The organism is Pseudomonas sp. GW823-FHT04A03, from assembly GCF_058796615.1.
In genome coordinates, this window is record NZ_JBXAIV010000018.1 from 1 (window position 1) to 17,650 (window position 17,650).

Annotated in this window: 18 protein-coding genes; 5 read left to right on the forward strand and 13 right to left on the reverse strand. The window is 59.3% G+C overall.

Annotation, left to right across the window (positions count from 1 at the left end; genetic code table 11):
- Window positions 1-62 precede the first annotated feature (62 nt).
- The 6 genes from msrQ to AC1Q9F_RS27560 all read right to left on the reverse strand — a co-directional run bounded on the left by msrQ (window position 63) and on the right by AC1Q9F_RS27560 (window position 6,050).
- Window positions 63-686, reverse strand: a complete 624-nt coding sequence (gene msrQ / locus AC1Q9F_RS27535; protein ID WP_064599436.1) for a protein-methionine-sulfoxide reductase heme-binding subunit MsrQ — start codon at window positions 684-686, stop codon at window positions 63-65.
- Complete coding sequence (gene msrP / locus AC1Q9F_RS27540) at window positions 686-1,699, reverse strand: protein-methionine-sulfoxide reductase catalytic subunit MsrP (RefSeq protein ID WP_207983945.1); 1,014 nt, start codon at window positions 1,697-1,699, stop codon at window positions 686-688. Before msrP ends, msrQ begins: the two co-directional genes overlap by 1 nt.
- 62 nt (window positions 1,700-1,761) lie before the next feature.
- Entirely contained in the window at window positions 1,762-2,619 is an 858-nt protein-coding gene (gene pssA, locus AC1Q9F_RS27545) for a CDP-diacylglycerol--serine O-phosphatidyltransferase (protein ID WP_007959662.1), read from the reverse strand.
- Window positions 2,620-2,766: 147 nt separating this feature from the next.
- Window positions 2,767-3,783: a ketol-acid reductoisomerase gene (gene ilvC, locus AC1Q9F_RS27550; protein ID WP_003228216.1), complete on the reverse strand. Its 1,017-nt coding sequence runs from the start codon at window positions 3,781-3,783 to the stop codon at window positions 2,767-2,769.
- A 48-nt stretch (window positions 3,784-3,831) separates the two neighbouring features.
- On the reverse strand, window positions 3,832-4,323 hold the full coding sequence (ilvN, locus tag AC1Q9F_RS27555; protein ID WP_003176102.1) for an acetolactate synthase small subunit: 492 nt from the start codon (window positions 4,321-4,323) through the stop codon (window positions 3,832-3,834).
- Window positions 4,324-4,325: 2 nt separating this feature from the next.
- On the reverse strand, window positions 4,326-6,050 hold the full coding sequence (locus AC1Q9F_RS27560; protein ID WP_007959659.1) for an acetolactate synthase 3 large subunit: 1,725 nt from the start codon (window positions 6,048-6,050) through the stop codon (window positions 4,326-4,328).
- A gap of 400 nt (window positions 6,051-6,450) precedes the next feature.
- Here AC1Q9F_RS27560 and AC1Q9F_RS27565 point away from each other — a divergent pair, with 400 nt between their 5' ends.
- On the forward strand, window positions 6,451-6,867 hold the full coding sequence (locus AC1Q9F_RS27565; protein WP_207983946.1) for a DUF4124 domain-containing protein: 417 nt from the start codon (window positions 6,451-6,453) through the stop codon (window positions 6,865-6,867).
- Window positions 6,868-6,885: 18 nt separating this feature from the next.
- Here the strand turns inward: AC1Q9F_RS27565 and AC1Q9F_RS27570 are convergent, their stop codons facing one another.
- The 3 genes from AC1Q9F_RS27570 to mrcB are packed head-to-tail and all read right to left on the reverse strand — an operon-like array spanning window position 6,886 to window position 10,308.
- Window positions 6,886-7,221, reverse strand: coding sequence for a YqcC family protein (locus tag AC1Q9F_RS27570; protein ID WP_207983947.1), 336 nt, complete (start codon window positions 7,219-7,221; stop codon window positions 6,886-6,888).
- Window positions 7,221-7,967: a tetratricopeptide repeat protein gene (locus AC1Q9F_RS27575; RefSeq protein ID WP_127799936.1), complete on the reverse strand. Its 747-nt coding sequence runs from the start codon at window positions 7,965-7,967 to the stop codon at window positions 7,221-7,223. Before AC1Q9F_RS27575 ends, AC1Q9F_RS27570 begins: the two co-directional genes overlap by 1 nt.
- 16 nt (window positions 7,968-7,983) lie before the next feature.
- Window positions 7,984-10,308, reverse strand: a complete 2,325-nt coding sequence (gene mrcB, locus AC1Q9F_RS27580; protein WP_207983948.1) for a penicillin-binding protein 1B — start codon at window positions 10,306-10,308, stop codon at window positions 7,984-7,986.
- A 118-nt stretch (window positions 10,309-10,426) separates the two neighbouring features.
- Between mrcB and AC1Q9F_RS27585 the strand changes: the two genes are divergently transcribed.
- From AC1Q9F_RS27585 to AC1Q9F_RS27600, 4 genes are all read left to right on the forward strand, one after another.
- Window positions 10,427-11,983 carry a bifunctional aminoglycoside phosphotransferase/ATP-binding protein gene (locus AC1Q9F_RS27585; protein WP_492620701.1) on the forward strand — a complete coding sequence of 519 codons (1,557 nt, stop codon included), beginning with the start codon at window positions 10,427-10,429 and terminating at the stop codon, window positions 11,981-11,983.
- 91 nt (window positions 11,984-12,074) lie between these two features.
- A complete protein-coding gene (locus tag AC1Q9F_RS27590) occupies window positions 12,075-12,419 on the forward strand; it encodes a pentapeptide repeat-containing protein (RefSeq protein ID WP_007959639.1) in 345 nt (114 codons plus the stop codon).
- A gap of 220 nt (window positions 12,420-12,639) precedes the next feature.
- A complete protein-coding gene (locus AC1Q9F_RS27595) occupies window positions 12,640-12,912 on the forward strand; it encodes a TfoX/Sxy family protein (RefSeq protein ID WP_003228231.1) in 273 nt (90 codons plus the stop codon).
- Between the two features lie 15 nt (window positions 12,913-12,927).
- The gene (locus AC1Q9F_RS27600) at window positions 12,928-13,719 is read left to right on the forward strand and encodes a Crp/Fnr family transcriptional regulator (RefSeq protein WP_492620702.1); all 792 of its coding nucleotides are present in this window, start codon (window positions 12,928-12,930) and stop codon (window positions 13,717-13,719) included.
- 226 nt (window positions 13,720-13,945) lie between these two features.
- Here the strand turns inward: AC1Q9F_RS27600 and AC1Q9F_RS27605 are convergent, their stop codons facing one another.
- Genes AC1Q9F_RS27605 through AC1Q9F_RS27620 form a run of 4 tightly spaced genes read right to left on the reverse strand, consistent with a single transcriptional unit; the run spans window position 13,946 to window position 17,492 of the window.
- Complete coding sequence (locus AC1Q9F_RS27605) at window positions 13,946-14,797, reverse strand: ChaN family lipoprotein (RefSeq protein ID WP_492620703.1); 852 nt, start codon at window positions 14,795-14,797, stop codon at window positions 13,946-13,948.
- Between the two features lie 21 nt (window positions 14,798-14,818).
- A complete protein-coding gene (locus AC1Q9F_RS27610) occupies window positions 14,819-15,586 on the reverse strand; it encodes a heme ABC transporter ATP-binding protein (protein WP_492620704.1) in 768 nt (255 codons plus the stop codon).
- Entirely contained in the window at window positions 15,586-16,569 is a 984-nt protein-coding gene (locus AC1Q9F_RS27615; RefSeq protein ID WP_207986264.1) for a FecCD family ABC transporter permease, read from the reverse strand. The genes AC1Q9F_RS27610 and AC1Q9F_RS27615 overlap by 1 nt, the downstream gene beginning before the upstream one ends.
- A 50-nt stretch (window positions 16,570-16,619) precedes the next feature.
- A complete protein-coding gene (locus tag AC1Q9F_RS27620) occupies window positions 16,620-17,492 on the reverse strand; it encodes a heme/hemin ABC transporter substrate-binding protein (protein ID WP_492620705.1) in 873 nt (290 codons plus the stop codon).
- Window positions 17,493-17,650: the final 158 nt, after the last annotated feature.

Genomic DNA, 17,650 nt, shown 5'->3' on the forward strand with positions numbered 1-17,650 from the left:
TTCCGTTTCGACTGCGCCGGAAGTGGGGCGAATTATAGAGACTCAGAATCTGCCGTCAACCCTTAATTTCGCTTTTCCTGAAAAACCTGCTTTTTACCCATCAAACGCGGGATCCGGCGGGTCAATGGAGGAATACGCAGCGCCAAAAGGAAAACACCTATAAAGGCATAGATTGCCCACTCCTTAAGATCAGCACGCACAATCCACAGCATATGCAGCAATCCCAACCCGAGAATCACATACACAAGCCGGTGCAACTTCTTCCAGCGGGTACCTAAACGGCGCTGACTATATCGGTTGGAAGTAACCGCCAATGCCAACAAACCCAGAAAACCCAGAGCACCCACAATGATGTAGGGACGCTTGCGCAGCTCGACACCCAGTTGCGACCAGTCAAAACCGAGAATGAACGCCATATAGCTGCAAAGATGCAGAACGACATAGGCAAAACACCAGAGCCCCAGCTGGCGACGCACAGCAATCCACCCGGCCCATCCCGTAAGTTTCTGCAGCGGCGTCATACTCAGGGTGATCAACAGCAATACCAACGTCCCAAGCCCCAACCGATCAACCAGAACCTTCCCCGGATCTGGTCCAAGCAGATCCGCAAAAGCCTGATAGAACCAGAACAGCGGCCAGATCGCCGCAGCCAGGAAAACGCCTACGCGCCAAATCGGATATCGCATCAGTAGTTCTTCCGCAGATCGAGCCCTGTATATAAAGAAGCGACCTCATCCGAGTAGCCGTTGAACATCTGCGTATCCCGCACATTCGGCTTGAACAGACTGTTAGGAAGTCGCCGCTCCCGGGCCTGAGTCCAGCGTGGATGGTCGACCGTAGGGTTCACATTCGCATAGAACCCATACTCATCGGCCGCAATGCTTTGCCAGGTTGTCTTCGGCTGCTCGCTGACCAGACTGATCCGCACGATGGATTTGACGCTCTTGAAGCCGTACTTCCAGGGCACCACCAGACGCAACGGCGCACCGTTCTGGTTTGGCAATTCGCGGCCATACATACCCACCGCCAGAATCGCCAAAGGGTTCATCGCCTCATCCAGACGCAAGCCTTCTACATAAGGCCAGTCGATCAGGGCAAATCCAGAACGCTGTCCGGGCATGCTCTTCGGATCCTGCAAGGTTTCGAAGCGAATGTATTTGGCATTGGAAGTAGGTTCTACCTGCTTCAACAGTGCCGAAATGGGAAAACCGATCCAGGGAATCACCATCGACCACGCCTCGACACAGCGCAGGCGATAAATACGCTCTTCCAACTGGTAAGGCTTCATGAAGTCCTCCAGAGCATAACGCCCCGGTTTACCCACCTCCCCGTCCACGACAACACTCCACGGTTCGGTTTTCAACGAACCGGCATTGGCCGCCGGATCCCCCTTGTCGGTGCCGAACTCATAGAAGTTGTTGTAATGGGTCGCGTCTTTGAAAGGTGTGATCGCCTCGTCCTTGACGTTCACAGCGCCCCATTTGACAGAGGGCAGTTTCTCGGCAAACCAGGCGGGCGCCTTTCCGGCCTCGACATCGGCATAGCGGGCAGCCTCTTCGGCACTGGCCCAGCGCGGCAGACTGCTCATGGCCAAACCGGCCGCGGTCGCTCCGAGCAATTGTCGGCGAGAGAGATAAATGGACTCAGGCGTGACGTCCGACTCATGGCAGTCGGACGCTTTGGGGACTTTGATCAGCATGGCAACTCCGCAGCTTTGGAGGACAGATGCACCATAGACTGCGGAGTATGAGGGAAATTACATCACTCGGCGTGTTTGTGACGACGAAGATGCAACAGATACTGCACCGGGCCCGAAGCGGCATAGGCGAGGAACACCAGCAGCAGAATGCGAGGCGGATCGCTGAACACCACGGCGAAGACCAGCACCACGGCAAGGATCGCAACGAAAGGCACGCGCCCCTTCAAATCCAGCTCCTTGAAGCTGTTGTACTTGATGTTGCTGACCATCAGCATGCCGGCAGCAGCTACCATCAGCGCAACCAGGAATGACATCTTCGACCCCTGGATCCCGTAATCGCTGAACGCCCAGACAATTCCCGCAACCACACCGGCAGCAGCCGGGCTGGCCAGGCCAATGAAGTAGCGCTTGTCGGCAGTCCCCACCTGAGTGTTGAAGCGCGCCAAACGCAATGCCGCCCCCGCCACATAGATGAAGGCAACCATCCAGCCGACCTTGCCCATGTCACCCAGCGCCCAGCCGAAAGCCAGCAAAGCCGGAGCAACGCCGAAGGCAACCATATCCGAAAGCGAGTCGTACTCGGCGCCGAATGCACTTTGGGTATTGGTCATGCGCGCTACGCGACCATCGAGGCCGTCGAGCACCATGGCGACGAAAATCGCGATGGCAGCAAAGGCGAAGTACTTGCTCGCATTCGCCGAGTCACCGGCGCTCAACGCAGCCTGGGCACTCATCGAGTTGATGATGGAGTAGAACCCTGCGAACAGGTTCGCAGTGGTGAACAGATTCGGCAGAAGATAGATACCACGATGCCGGACTTTACGGCCTTCTGCGTCATGCCCTTCTTCGATGTGCTCATCGATGGGCAGCAGGCTTTCGGCGTCGGAAGCCTGGTTCGGCTCTTCGGGACGTTCGCTCATGGACATTACCTTGCAACGGATTGGACATTTTCGACAGGTGTCTGGGACGACGGTTCGGCCACAAACGATGCAGCTTTATACCAGAACCGCCCGCCCATACGAAAAAACGCGGCCGAGGCCGCGTTTTTTCATACAAGGTTCGACGACTTAGTTTTTGGCTTTGTCGACGATCTTGTTGGCACCGATCCACGGCATCATGGAGCGCAGTTGCTCGCCGATGATTTCGATACCGTGAGCGGCGTTGTTACGACGCTTGGCGGTCATCGAAGGGTAGCCGGTTGCGCCTTCGCTGATGAACATTTTGGCGTATTCGCCGTCCTGAATACGTTTCAGGGCGTTGCGCATGGCCTGACGGGATTCGGCGTTGATCACTTCCGGGCCGGTCACGTACTCGCCGTATTCAGCGTTGTTGGAGATCGAGTAGTTCATGTTGGCGATACCGCCTTCGTACATGAGGTCAACGATCAGTTTCAGTTCGTGCAGGCACTCGAAGTAGGCCATTTCCGGCGCGTAGCCAGCTTCAACCAGGGTTTCGAATCCGGCTTTTACCAATTCAACGGTACCGCCGCACAGAACGGCTTGTTCGCCGAACAGGTCGGTTTCGGTCTCGTCCTTGAAGGTCGTTTCGATGATGCCGGTACGACCGCCACCAACGCCGGCGGCGTAGGACAGTGCAACGTTCTTGGCGTTGCCCGAGGCGTCCTGGTAGATCGCGATCAGGTCAGGGATACCGCCGCCTTTCACGAACTCGGAACGTACGGTGTGGCCCGGGGCTTTCGGCGCGATCATAATCACGTCGAGGTCGGCACGCGGAACAACCTGGTTGTAGTGGATCGCGAAGCCGTGGGAGAAGGCCAGGGTGGCGCCTTTCTTGATGTTCGGCTCGATTTCGTTCTTGTACAGGGAAGACTGGAACTCGTCCGGGGTCAGGATCATGACCAGGTCGGCAGCAGCAACGGCGGAAGCAACGTCAGTCACTTTCAGGCCGTGGGCTTCAGCCTTGGCAACGGTAGCCGAACCTTTACGCAGACCGACGGTAACGTCGACACCGGAATCTTTCAGGTTGCACGCCTGGGCGTGGCCCTGGGAACCGTAACCGATGATGGCAACTTTCTTGCCCTGGATGATCGACAGGTCGCAGTCTTTATCGTAGAAAACTTTCATGAATTTCCCCTTTATATCCAGGCCGTTCAGGCCATTCGCTAATTTGGTTTAGATGCTGAGTACTTTGTCGCCGCGGGCAATACCGGTGACGCCACTGCGGACGGTCTCCAGAATCGATGCGGTGCCGATGGACTGAATGAAGCTGTCGAGCTTATCGCTGGTACCGGTCAGTTGAACGGTATACACGCTGGCGCTGACGTCGACGATCTGTCCACGGTAAATATCGGTGGTGCGTTTGATCTCGGCGCGCTGGGCGCCAGTGGCCTTGACCTTGACCAGCATCAGTTCGCGCTCGATGTGAGCGCTTTCCGACAGGTCCACCAGCTTGACCACTTCGATCAGCTTGTTCAGGTTTTTGGTGATCTGCTCGATGACTTCATCGTGGCCGACTGTAGTCAGCGTCAGACGCGACAGGGTCGGGTCTTCGGTTGGTGCCACGGTCAGGCTTTCGATGTTGTAGTTGCGCTGCGAGAACAGGCCGACTACGCGAGACAAAGCACCGGGTTCGTTTTCCAGAAGCAAGGAAATAATGTGCCGCATGATTAGGTACGCTCCGTCTTGCTCAGCCACATATCGCGCATGGAGCCGTCTTTGATCTGCATCGGGTAGACGTGCTCGCTGGTGTCGACCGAAATATCGATCACGACCAGGCGATCCTTCAGGGCGAACGCTTCTTCCATCTTCGACTTCAAATCTTTCGATTCGGTGATGCGCACGCCGACGTGGCCATAGGCTTCAGCCAGCTTGACGAAATCAGGCAACGATTCCATGTAGGAGTGCGAGTGACGGCTGCCGTAACTCATGTCCTGCCACTGACGAACCATGCCCAGAACACCGTTATTCAGGATGACGATCTTGACCGGCAAACCATATTGCAGGCAGGTCGACAGTTCCTGGATGTTCATCTGGATGCTGCCTTCACCGGTGACGCACGCAACATCGGTGTCAGGGAAGCTCAGCGCGATACCCATCGCGGCCGGCAGCCCGAAGCCCATCGTGCCCAGGCCACCGGAGTTGATCCAGCGGTTCGGCTTGTTGAACTTGTAGTACTGCGCAGCAAACATCTGGTGCTGACCTACGTCGGAGGTCACAAAGGCATCGCCCTTGGTCACTTCGCACAGGGTTTCGATCACGGTCTGTGGCTTGATCTTGCTGCCGTCGCCCTTGTCGTAAGGGAACAGGCCGCGATCACCGCGCCACTCATCAACCTGCTTCCACCAGCTGGCGACCGCTTCCTTGTTCGGGGTTTCGCCGATTTCCTTGAGGATCGCGACCATTTCGGTCAGGACGCTCTCCACCGGACCAACGATTGGCACGTCAGCCTTGATGGTCTTGGAAATCGAAGCCGGGTCGATGTCGATGTGAATGATCTTGGCGTTCGGGCAGAACTTCGGCGCGCCGTTGATCACGCGATCGTCGAAACGCGCGCCGACTGCCAGGATCACGTCGGCATGGTGCATCGCCAGGTTCGCGGTGTAGCTGCCGTGCATGCCGAGCATGCCGATGAACTGACGATCAGTGCCAGGGTAGCCACCCAGGCCCATCAAGGTATTGGTAACGGGCAGGTTGAGCATTTGCGCCAGTTCGGTCAGCGGCGCGGAGCCGTTGCCGAGGATTACGCCGCCGCCGGAGTACAGCACGGGACGCTTGGCCGCCAGGAGCATTTCTGCCGCCTTGCGGATTTGCCCGGAGTGACCGCGAACGGCCGGGCTGTAGGAACGCAGTTTGGCTTTCTTCGGGAAGATGTATTCGAACTTCTCGGCCGGGTTGGTCATGTCTTTCGGGATATCGACCACGACCGGGCCCGGACGACCGGATTGCGCCAGGTAGAAAGCTTTCTTCATGACTTCCGGGATTTCCGAAGCGTGCTTGATCATGAAGCTGTGCTTCACGATCGGCCGGGAAATACCGATCATGTCGGTTTCCTGGAACGCGTCGGTGCCGACCATGGTGCTTGGCACCTGACCGGAAATGATCACCATTGGAATCGAGTCCATATAGGCAGTGGCGATACCGGTGATGGCGTTTGTGGCGCCTGGACCGGAAGTCACCAACACCACGCCGGCTTTACCGGTGGCACGGGCGTAGCCGTCAGCCATATGGGTAGCCGCTTGTTCGTGACGAACCAGGATGTGGGTCACTTCCGGTTCTTTGAACAGGGCATCGTAAACATGAAGGAGAGCACCACCCGGGTACCCGTAGATATATTTGACGCCTTCGTCACGCAAAAAGCGGACGAGCATCTCACCGCCAGATAAAAGCTCCACGTTGTTCACCTCTAAAACGCCAGAATACCGTCCACAAAAAAGCGAACGGGTCTTAATAGGTTTACTTCTCGGCAGAGCATGAGCGACGGTGGTCGCCGACTACGTCAGCACTGACTGAGCAAGTATTGGGATCGTCCCAAGTGTTGCGGGCCTTTCCCACCCAGCGCGAGGTAACGCGTTGCGGGTGTAACAGGTCGACGCGGATATGCGCCTCATGATCTGCCGAGAGGGTCTGCTTCTGGCAGTCCCTGTACAGCGGACTTTGGATTCTTCTGTTTCGCCCTCTCCAAGTCAAGCCGTCTATGTGCTTAATTGTGGGTAAGCACATGAGAACGCAAGAAAAAACCTGGAAACCGCTACTCTGTTAGCTTCAATTGCGCAGTTTTGCCAAGGAATCAGCATGCGAACGCTTCTCTTAACTCTGCTAATCGGCGCCAGCCCATGGTGTATGGCCGGCCAGATCTACAAATGGGTCGATGCCCAGGGCGTCACCCATTTCGATCAGCAGCCACCACAGGGGCAGTCATCCACCGCCGTGAAGACGCCCTCCTCTCCCGCACCAATACCGGCCGCATTACCTGGCAGCGGCGCGCTGGGCGATCAAAAAGCCATCGATGACAAGGTCAAGAAGCAAGTGGCCGAGCAACAGAGTCAGCTCAAGGCATTTTGCGAACAGGCGCGCACGAATCTCGCGCAACTGCAGAACAATCCGCGATTGAGAGAGGAAGTGGAGGGAGAGTTGCGACGGCTGAGCGACGACCAGCGCCAGCAACGTACTGCGGAGGCACAAAAACAGATTACGGAAAACTGCCAGTAACCACTGGCAGTTTCCGGTTCAGCGCGAAGTAGTGATCAGCAGGTCGAACTCTTTGAGCAACACCTGAAGCTGCCGATCCTTGCCCTGCAGATTGCGCTGGGCAAAAACCATCTCGGCCATTTCCTGAATGCCCGAGGCATTGGGCAATGGCAGATCCTGCTCGAGGATCATCTTCATCCGCGGCAGGAAGATCCATTGCAGCCATTGCTCGAAATCGAGGGTGTCGACCGAAAACGGCTCGACACTGCTCAGGGCTTCGACCGAGGGCTGGACGTCATCCCACCAGCCCTGGGCGCGCAGTTCACGCTCGATCAACAGCAATTGATCGGCGACTTTGGAGAAACGACTGTCCATCACAGCGAAACCTTGGCCTTCTGACGGGCCAGAGTGGCGCCGGCGGAATCACCTTGTTTCTCACGTGCCTGAGCGATCAATTCCCACAGACTGGCCTGCAAGTCCGGACGACCATTGGCCATGGTCAGCGCACGGCGAGCGGTCTGCTCGGCTTGCGGCGCATCGCCCTGGGCCATGCGCACCTGCGCCAGACGGTAAAGCACTTGCGGCTCGCGTGGCGCTACACGTTGTGCACGCTCCAGACTGGAGGATGCGCCGTTGAGGTCGCCACCGGCCTGCTGTTGTTGCGCAGTGCTCAACAGTGCGAGAACCGGACCGTCCAGTTGTTCATCGGCAGACAGACCACCGCCGCTGCTGGCCGAAGGAATGCCGCTCGGCGTCGAAGGCATGCTGTAGCTGCCGGAGCTGATCGGCGCCGACTCGACCGCCGACGGGTTGTATGGCCCCGGCGTGATGCCGCCGGACGCCGGGCCCGGAACGATCGGCGAAGTGCTGATCGGTGCCGAAGCCGCTGCGCCGCCCGGCACCATGACCACCACACCGGTATCGCCTTGCGGTATCGCCTGGGTCTGGGCCTGTGCAGGACGTTTTACCGTCGTTTGACGGAAACCGCCATTGGCCGAAATGCGCTCGCTGTTGGACACGGCGGTGCCGGAGTCCACAACCGGAATCGAACCACGCTGTACGGTGGAGCAGCCGCTGAGCAAAGCCACGGCGGTCACCGCTGGAATCAACCACTTGTTCACTTGAAACCCTCTTTGCTTAATTCATCCAGCCCTTGACCCAATCCATCACCGACTCGCCCGATGCCGGGCTTTCGCCCGCACAGGAGGCGCCGGGTGGCGGTTCGCTGCCGCGAATATACGGCATCTGCACGGCGCCCGGACAGTTGGCATCGGAGCCCTGGCCGGTACGCGAATCGACCCAGGCCTGCACCACGTTATCCGGCTGCGGCATGTCCAGTGGCAGCGGATCGGCCTTGCGCATGAAGCTGGTCCAGACCTGCAACGCACCGGTGGCCCCGGTGAACGGCGTCTTGCCGTTGTCGTCACGGCCGAGCCAGACCACCGCCAGCAGATCCTGGCTGAAACCGGCGAACCAGCTGTCGCGCGAATCGTTACTGGTACCGGTCTTGCCCGCCAGTGTCAGGGTTCTTGGCAACACGTTATAAACCGAACTGCCAGTACCTTCACGCATGACCCGCTGCATGGCGTTCTGGATCAGGTAGATCGAGGCCGGATCGAAACGCTGCTCGATCTGAAACGGATAACGCTTGAGCGGCTCGCCATCGGCAGTCAGCACGCTGCGGATCCCGCGCATCGGCGTATTGAAGCCACCGTTGGCCAGGGTCTGGTACATGGTCGCGACTTCGATCGGCGTCATGCCGCCAGCACCGAGCAGCATCGACGGGAACGCCGGAAACTCGCGGGTTACGCCCAGACGTCCGATAGTCTTGAGGACATTTGGAACACCCACCGCCAACCCGAGACGCGAGGTCGACAGGTTGTAGGAGTGGGCCAGCCCTTGATAAAGGAATACGGTGCCGTGGGAGCGACGGTCATAGTTCTGCGGTTTCCAGACTTGGCCATCCGCGCCCTTGATGGAAAGCGGGTCATCAGACAGCCAACTGGTCAGAGTGTACTGGCTCGGCTTTTCAAGTGCCGTCAAATAAACCGCAGGCTTGACCAGCGAACCAATGGGCCGCACCGCGTCCAGTGCCCGGTTGAACCCGGCAAAACTCGCCTGACGGCTGCCGATCATGGCCTGGACTTCACCGGTTTCCGGGTTGGTCACGACCATCGCCGCTTCCACGTCGTCGGAACCCTTGCGACCGGACAGACGCTTGAAGGTGTCGTTGACCGATGCCTCGGCTTTCATCTGCAGGATCGGATCGAAACTGGTGAAGATTCGCAGGCCTTCTTCGGTCAAGTCTTCGTCGCGGTAGTCTTCACGCAACTGGCGTTTGACCAGATCGATGAAACCCGGGAAAGAACTGTCGGCCAGCTTGCCGCGCGTGGTCACGCCCAGTGGCATTTTTTTCGCGGCGGCCACTTGTTCGGCGGAAGCGACGCCCTGCTGCTCAAGCACGTCGAGCACCAGATTGCGTCGTTCCAGCGCCCGCTCCGGGTTGCGACGCGGGTTGTAATAGGACGGCCCCTTGACCATGCCGACCAACAGCGCGACCTGATGCAGTTTCAACTCGGACAAGGGCTGGGCGAAGAAGAACTGGCTGGCCAGACCGAAACCGTGCACCGCACGCTGGCCGTCCTGACCGACAAAGACTTCGTTGAGGTACGCCTCAAGGATTTCTTTTTTGTCGTAATGCAGCTCGAGCAACATCGCCATCATCGCTTCGGTGAGCTTGCGGGTCAGGCTGCGTTCATTGGTGAGGTAGAAGTTCTTGACCAGTTGCTGGGTCAGCGTACTGCCGCCCTGAGTCATCTTGCCACCCGAGGTGTTGACCCAGACTGCACGGGCAATCGATTTCGGCGACACGCCCCAGTGGCTGTAGAAATCCCGGTCTTCCACAGCAACCAGGGTTTCCAGCAGATACGGCGGCACCTGATCGAGCTTGATCAGAATCCGGTCTTCGAGGTTTTTCGGGTAGATACCGCCGATCATCAGCGGCTCCAGGCGTACCACGGAGAGCTTCGAACCGTTGGTCGCCGAAAGTTCGGCCACGTAATCGCCGGAGAAACGCACGCGTACCGGCTGCGGTTTCTCGAGGCCTTCGTAGAATTGGAAGCCACGGGTATTCAGATCAACCGTGTTGCCATTGACCGCCGCCGCGCCGGGACCGTTGCTCACGGCCTCGCGGCGATAGCCTAGGGCATCGAGTTCGGTGAGGAAATCGTCCTTGCTCAGCTTTTGTCCGACGAACAGCTCGAGCGGGCGCGCGTATACCTTGGCCGGGATGGTCCAGCGCTTGCCGGAGAACTTCTCCTGCACCACCGCATCGAGGTAAACGGCGAAGCCGGCCAGCACCACAAGGCCGACCAGACTGAGTTTAAGGGCCCAGCCCAACCATGGGCGCAGGCCCCGGGAAGCTGGTTTTTTAGGGGTACGGGGGGATCGAGTACGAGTCATGGCGGCGGATTATACGCACTTTATTCATAGTCAACAGGAGCGCTCCGAGGTTTGCGTCGGGCTGGCTAGCGGCCATAATGAGCGCCTTGAATTTCCCCCAGTCTCTGAAGGATCGTCCGTGAGCCAGTCCCTGATCGCTGCCCTGCAAAACCCGGCCCTCTACCCGCATCCCGTCGAAGGGTTCCAGGTCATCGAAACCCATATCTCGTGGGTGCTGCTCACCGGTCCCTACGCCTATAAAGTGAAGAAGCCGGTGAATTTCGGCTTCCTTGATTTCACTGGCCTCGATTCCCGTGAACACTTCTGCGGCGAAGAGCTGCGTCTGAACCAGCGCCTGACCGAAGATTTGTATCTGGAAGTGATTCCAGTGACCGGCAGCACCGAAGCCCCGCAACTGGGCGGCGAAGGTCCGGCCATCGAATACCTGCTGAAAATGCGCCAGTTCCCGCAGAGCGGCCTGCTCAGTACCCTGCAAGCTAACGGCGAGCTGACCACCGCGCACGTCGACGCGATGGCCGAACAGATCGCCCGCTTCCACCTCAACGCGCCGAAAGTCCCGGCCGAGCACGATGCAGGCAAACCTGAAAGCGTGATGGCGCCAGTGCGCCAAAACTTCGAACAGATCCTGCCATTCCTCAGCGACAAGAACGACCTGCTGCAACTCGATGCCCTGCAAGCGTGGGCTGAAAGTAGCTTCGATCGCCTGAAGCCGCTGTTCGCCCAACGCAAGGCTGAAGGCTTCACCCGCGAGTGCCACGGTGATATTCACTTGGGCAACGCCACGCTGATCGACGGAAAAGTCGTGATCTTCGACTGCATCGAATTCAACGAGCCATTCCGCTTCACCGACGTCTGGGCCGACACCGGTTTCCTGGCGATGGACCTGGAAGACCGTGGCCTGAAATCCCTGGCCCGTCGCTTCATCAGCCAGTACCTGGAACTGACCGGCGACTATCAAGGCCTGGAAGTGCTGAACTTCTATAAGGCTTACCGCGCATTGGTACGTGCGAAAGTGGCTCTGTTCAGCATGCCGGCCGATGCCACTCCGGTGCAGCGCGCCACCACCCTGCGCCAGTACCGCAACTACGCCAACCTGGCGGAAAGCTACAGCACCATTCCTTCGCGCTTCATGGCGATTACCCACGGCGTGTCCGCTGTAGGCAAAAGCCATGTAGCGATGCGTCTGGTCGAAGCACTGGGCGCGATCCGTCTGCGTTCCGATGTCGAGCGCAAGCGTCTGTTCGGTGAGCAAACCGTTGCCAATGATGTTCAGGCCGGGATCTACAGCGCCGATGCCAGCACCGCGACTTATGCTCGCCTGCATGAAATCGCCGAAGTGATCCTGCACGCCGGTTTCCCGGTGGTGATCGACGCCACTTACCTCAAGCGCGAACAACGCGACAACGCCGCCAAGGTCGCCGAAGCTACTGGCGCGCCATTCCTGATTCTCGACTGCAATGCTCCGCAGGCAGTGATCGAGAGCTGGCTGGCGATTCGTCAGGCAGACAAGAAGGATCCGTCCGACGCGACCCTCGCCGTGATCGAAGCACAACAGGCCAACCGCGAAGCCCTGACGCCGGAAGAAATCCTGCGCAGCAAACGCGTGCAGACCAATGAATCCGGCACCCTGGATACCGTCGTGGCGCAGATTCGCCAGCGCCTGCCAGGTCTGTAAGAAACTATTTCGGCCGTGAAGCCCTCGCTCGCTTCACGGCCGTCAAATAGTGGCACTATACTGGCGTCATAAAACCAACAGGTGATTTGACATGAGCCAGCCGAAACTTCTCGACACCCCGCTTTATGCCTTGCTGCACAAAGACGACATCACAGGTTTCAACAATGAACGCCCGAAAGACGGCCCGATCGACATGGTCGGTGGTGACTTTCGTGGTCTCGACCTGCGTGAACTGAACGCCGATGGCGTGGATTTCCGGGACGCCTACTTCCGTTCCGCAGATCTGCGCGGCATCGACTTTCGCAACGCTTCGCTGGAAGGCGCAAGCCTGGCTCATGCGCAGATCTCCGGGGCCTACTTCCCTCCGGAGCTGAGTGCCGACGAAATCCTGATGTCGATGAATTTCGGTACGCGCCTGCGCTATCGCACCCGCTGAAGCTTTTAAAAACCCAAACCGTCCAGCGCCCCCGCTTTGCGCTGGACTGCGTGCTATTGGTAATTCTCCCTCGCCCTCTCCATCCTGATTCATCAGCGAAACCTGACGTTTCTTAGAAGCGTTTGCGTTGAATCCGACCAAACAACCACGCTTTTCCTACTGATGGCTACACTCCTGAGAAGCTCGCCCACGCACCATTCGGCCGTCGCAAGGAGGCTTGATGAATGATGAACTGCAACACCTGAAGAATCTTGGCAAGACGTCGGCGCAATGGCTGCATGCAGTGGGCATCCATAGCGCCTCGGATCTGCGTCGCCTCGGTGCGGTGGATGCCTACCGGGCCGTGCGCACTCGCGGGTTTCGGGCGTCGAAGGTGTTGTTGTACGCGATCGAAGGGGCGCTGATGGATGTGCACTGGAACGACATTCCCGCCGAACGCAAGGATGCGCTGAACAAGCAGCTGGAAGCCATTTCCTCTCGCCACAAGAACTAACGGGTACCGACCGCCATGTACCTGCTCGGGGAACAGTCGGCCCAGGCCGATGCATTGATCAACCACTTGCAGAGCTTGCCCGCGCAGTGGCTTGAAGGCCTGCCGCCGTGCGGGCCAGCGCTGGAACTTGAAGCCACGGATGATCTGTTGGCACGTTTGCCGGACGACCAGTTGTTCTTACTCACTCAAGGTGTCGTCACCGGCCGACTCAGTGGTCGCGGCTTGTTCTACTGGCACGAGGGAGATTTGATCGGCCTGCAGCAAGGTCCGGAATGGGCGGATTGCACGTTGCACTCAGACAACCCGCTGACATTATTGCCCTATCGCCGAAGCGATTTGTTTCAATATGTGTACAGCGAAACGTCGCGCTCGGAGCAGTTTCTACGCTACCTGCTCGGGCAAATGGCGCTGCTGGCCCACGCAGTCGCCGAGTTCAAGCCGCGCGAGTTTCGCAGCACCAATGGTTTCAAGCGGGTCGAAGCCGGGGACGTCCTGATTCGCGAGGGCGATGACGCCGATCATGTGTTCGTGATTATCGAAGGACACGCCGAAGCGTTTGTTAACGGGCATAAGGTAGGCGACGTGCCCAAGGATGAAATATTCGGCGCAATGGCGGTGTTCACTGGCGAGCCGCGCAACGCGACGGTCATTGCCCGGGAGGCGAGCACCGTAATGCTGATTCCCGGCGATCAGTTTCTGAGCATGACCCGGACCAATCCGAAAATCGCCCACAGCCTGATCGAAAGCATGGCGCGGCGTATCGACCAGCTCAACAAGCAGCTCACGGGATTTAACAGCCAGAGCTGATGCCCGTATTCACGGGGCGTTTACGCCATTGCCAGGACAAAACAAAAGAAATGAAAAAACAGCAGTTGACTTGGTAATGAGAATCGCTATGATTATCACAACTGGTCGCGAGATCAGTCGATATTCTGAAAAGCCCTTGGTTCGGACTCTCAGATTATCTCCTCATCAGGCTAATCACGGTTATTTGACCCGGTTTTTACCGGGTCTTTTTTTGCCTGTGGAAAAGTCATTTCTTACTGAACTGTTTACGCATCTCGGCGCAATAATCCGGTTTCGGCGTGGCGGGTGTGAACCAGACATAATCAGCCATCGCCACTGTAATCTGACTGCCCTGCTCCGCCAACATCAGCACCGTCGGCGCTTCGGACGCTCCCAGATCCAGCACATGCAGCGGCACACCCACATCCTTGCGCGCGTGATACGCACCCGCCAATAACAACGCAGCCGCAGGCGCCGCCAACAAACGCGAGGCCATGCGCCGATCCCGTTGTTGCTGAACGGCCAGCATCGCCGGCATTTGTGATGACGGCAGCAAGCCGCAGTGAGAATCGCCGATCTGCTCCAACAGCGTCTCTTTCACAGACTTCGCGTTGCTGCGCTCACCGCTCAGAACCGGCGGATCGCGATAGAACGCGCGAATTTCGATGTTATCGAGGTTGGCTGCCAGCAACGGCCAGGATTGCGTCAGGGCGAACCGCACAATCGGTCCGTAGAGATTCCAGTCCCAACCGTCCTGCCAGGCCAATGCAGCGGGAAGATCAGCCGGCGGCGTTGCGGCATGGCGCACGTCATCGACCCGCGACTGTTGATCGGGCGTCAGCATTTCCAGCAGGAGACTGCCCTGGGGGCGCGCTTCTTCGAGGTTCTGCAACAACCATAATTGAAGGGCATGGTGATCGGCGTTGTCATGCTGTTCGCCAATGATCAGTCGCGACGGTCTGCTCAGTTGCGCCAGTAATTGCTGCGCCGTCAGACTCTCGCCACTGCGCAGATCAAGGATTTCGCCCACGACCGGCGGCGCCGCAACATGCTGGCAACCTGCAAGCCACAACACCGCCAACAGCAAAATCCCGCGCATACATTCACCTCGATGACGACATCAGCGGGCGATGATCAGCGGATGCCCGCGCTCCGGGTGCGGCTGCACCAATACTTCCAGACCGAAAACCGCCTTCAGCGATTCCGGGCGCAGCACCTGTTGCGGCGTATCCAGCGCCACCGGGCGCCCGCCCTCCAGCAGCAGGATGCGATCACAATAGCGCGCCGCCAGATTCAGATCATGCAGGATCACCAGCACCGCCGCGCCGCGATCGGCAAATTCGCGCACCGCTTGCAACGTCGTGTGTTGATGCAACGGATCGAGCATCGAGGTCGGCTCATCGAGCAGCAACGTCTGCCCCGCCTGCCCCGGCCAGAGCTGCGCCAGCACCCGCGCCAGATGCACCCGCTGACGCTCGCCGCCGGACAACGCCAGATAACTGCGACCGCTCAGGTGCCCGGCATCCGCCGCCCGTAACGCGGCAGCGACGATCTCGTCATCGCGCACCCGCCCGCTCTGATAAGGCAGACGCCCCATGCCCACCACTTCCTCAACACGAAAGGCGAAATCCAGCGTAGATACCTGCGGCAACACCGCCAACCGCTGGGCGCGCTGAATGCCGCTCCAATGGCTCAAGGCCTCACCATCCAGCAGCACTTCCCCCTCGCTGGCGCTCAACTCACCACAAAGCGCACCCAGCAAGGTACTTTTGCCGGCGCCATTCGGCCCCAACACGCCAAGCACCTCGCCCGGTTCGAGTTGCAGGCTGACATCGGCCAGAACGGTCTTGCGGCCACGGCGGATGTGCAGATTGTGCGCACGCAACATCAGGCACGCCCTCGCAGCAGCAGATAAAGGAAGAACGGCGCACCGATGAACGCGGTGACTATGCCGATCGGCAGCTCCGCCGGCGCCAGCGCCAGCCGCGCCACCAGATCCGCCAGTAGCAACAGACTCGCCCCGGCCAGCACCGATGCCGGCAGCAGCACCCGATGATCCGGCCCCGCGAGCAAGCGCACCAGATGCGGCACCACCAACCCGACAAAACCGATCATGCCCGCCGCTGCCACCGCCGCGCCGACGCCGAGTGCCGTGCAGAACACCAGCTCACGCTTGAGCCGTTCGACATCGATCCCCAGATGCCCGGCTTCCGACTCGCCGAGCAACAACGCATTGAGTGCCTTGGCCCGGCGCGGAAGCCAAAGTGCAACACCGGCGGTGATGATCAGCAACGGCCACAACCGCGCATAGCTCGCGCCGTTAAGGCTGCCCAGGTTCCAGAACGTCAATGTGCGCAATGTCGCGTCGTCGGCGAGATAGGTAAACAGCCCCACCGCCGAACTGGCCAGCGCCGTCAAAGCAATACCCGCCAGCAACATGGTCGCGACATTGGTCTGCCCATTGCGGCGACCGAGGCGATAAACCAGCGCCGTCACACCCAGACCACCAAGAAACGCACACACCGACAGCAGGTAAGGCCCGAACCACTCCGGGAGACCGCCGAAAAAAGAACCGCCGACAATCGCCACCGCCGCGCCCAACGCCGCTCCACTCGAGACGCCCACCAACCCTGGATCGGCCAGCGGATTGCGAAACAGCCCCTGCATCGCCACTCCGGACAGCGCCAGCACACCGCCGACTGCCAGCCCGAGCAGCGTACGCGGCAGACGAATCTGCCCGAGAATCAGTTCAGCCTGTTCCAGCCCGTCCGGCGCCAACGGCACACCGATCATGCGCAGCGCTGCGCGCAAGGTATCGATCAACGGCAAACTGACCGGCCCCAACGCCAGCGACAACCAGATCGCCAGCAGACACAGCAGGATCAGGCCGATGAACAAGCCACGGGGTTTGACCAGCGTGGTCATTGGCCGCTCTGGGCCGGATAGAAACCGTCAGACAGGGTCTTCAGCGCAGCCGGCAAACGCGGCCCGAGTCCGCCCACCAGCAGCGTCGGGTCCAGCTCCAGCACCCGTCCGGTCTTGGCCGCACGGCTGGAATTGAGGATCGGGTTTTCCTTGAACAGCGCCGCTTTCGCCGCTTCGCCGGTCAGCGCACGGTCAGCGAACACCAGCACTTCAGGATCGAGACTGGCCAGGGACTCCACGGAAAACGGTTTGTAACCGGTGTGGGTCGCAAGGTTATGCCCGCCCGCCTGCTGCAGCAGCCAGTCGGCGGCGGTGTCCTTGCCGGCGATCAGCGGTTTGCCGCCGGCATGTCCGAGCAGCAACAGCACACCCGGCGCTTTCTGCTGGGTCTGCGCTTCAGCTACACGCGCCTTCTGAGCATCGAGTTGCTGTTGATAACTTTGCAGCAGCTGAGTCGCCTGAGTTTCGGCGCCCAGCAACTGCCCCAGATGAGTGACGTTTTTCTCCAGCGTCGGCAGATCCGGCTGAGCCGAGAACAATTCCACCTGCACCTTGGCACTGCGAACCTGCGAAATCACTGGTGGCGGGCCCATTTCTTCGGTGCCGATGAGGATGTCCGGGCGCAGGCTGAGAATGCCTTCGGCCGACAGGCTGCGCTGATAGCCGATGCTCGGCAGCGACTTGAGGGATTGCGGATGCTGACTGGTGGTGTCGACGCCCACCAGTTTCGCCTCGCCACCCAGTGCACTCACCCACTCCGACAACGCGCCGCCGGCGCTGACCCAACGTTGTGGCAACTCGGCAGCTGCAGCCTGGTGGCTGACCAAAAGTCCGACACACAGCACGGCAACGCGGGTACTCAGGCGCATAGACAGCTTCCTTGAAAGGTTTTCCCGGGCATCGGAACGGCAGGCCAAGTATCCTCGGCAGCGGTCACCTCGCCACGGGTGAAGGCGGCCATTTGATAATTGTTTGCATTTGAACGTCAAGCTCGGACATATCCAGACACGAGCCGACATTTGAGGAT